The sequence below is a fragment of the Methylobacterium sp. J-030 genome, assembly GCF_022829545.1.
Taxonomy (GTDB): Bacteria; Pseudomonadota; Alphaproteobacteria; order Rhizobiales; family Beijerinckiaceae; genus Methylobacterium.
This window is the reverse complement of sequence record NZ_JAKSYM010000157.1, coordinates 1-630: the sequence shown is the minus strand read 5'-3', so window position 1 is coordinate 630 and position 630 is coordinate 1. Positions and strand designations below refer to the sequence as shown.

The 630-nt window shown below is 71.0% G+C and carries 2 pseudogenes; one reads left to right on the top strand and one right to left on the bottom strand.

The annotated features are described in order from the left end of the window. Positions 1–228: pseudogene (locus MKK75_RS09430) on the bottom strand (hypothetical protein); the annotation flags it as partial. A gap of 10 nt (positions 229–238) precedes the next feature. On the opposite strand from MKK75_RS09430, the pseudogene MKK75_RS09425 reads away from it, so the two are divergent. Next, positions 239–630 (top strand): annotated as a pseudogene (locus tag MKK75_RS09425) (hypothetical protein); the annotation flags it as partial.

The following is a 630-nucleotide window of genomic DNA, read 5'->3' as shown; positions in this document are numbered from 1 at the left end:
GATCGGCAACTTCCCCCGCTCGCCAGGAGCCGCCAGAGCGCCGTAGTCGTTCAGTCCGGCGAGGGAGGCGCCCAAGACGCTGAAGGCGCGGGACTTGCCGCCGCGCCGGCCCACGATGCCCCACAGCTCGTCTACGGGACGATCAGACTCGCGCTCTCGGCCCGTCAGGGCGGTGAAGATCGCCCGCTCGCCGTCAGTCAGCACCTCGCCCCTGGCCGATCCCGCCATCTTCGGGGAGATGCTGCCGGGCGACACCTGGGCGCCGTGGCGCGCCATCCTGATCGCGTCCAGGGGCGAGGTGCTGACTGACGGCGAGCGGGCGATCTTCACCGCCCTGACGGGCCGAGAGCGCGAGCCTGATCGTCCCGTAGACGAGCTGTGGGGCATCGTGGGCCGGCGCGGCGGCAAGTCCCGCGCCTTCAGCGTCTTGGGCGCCTACCTCGCCGGACTGATCGACTACGGCGCTCTGGCGGCTCCTGGCGAGCGGGTGAAGCTGCCGATCATGGCCTCGACCACGGTCCAGGCCGCCAAGGTGTTCTCCTACGTGCTGGGCGTGTTCACGCACTCGGCCGAGATGCAGGACATGGTCGACGGTGACCCGACCGTCGACACGATCCGGCTGCGGGCGGG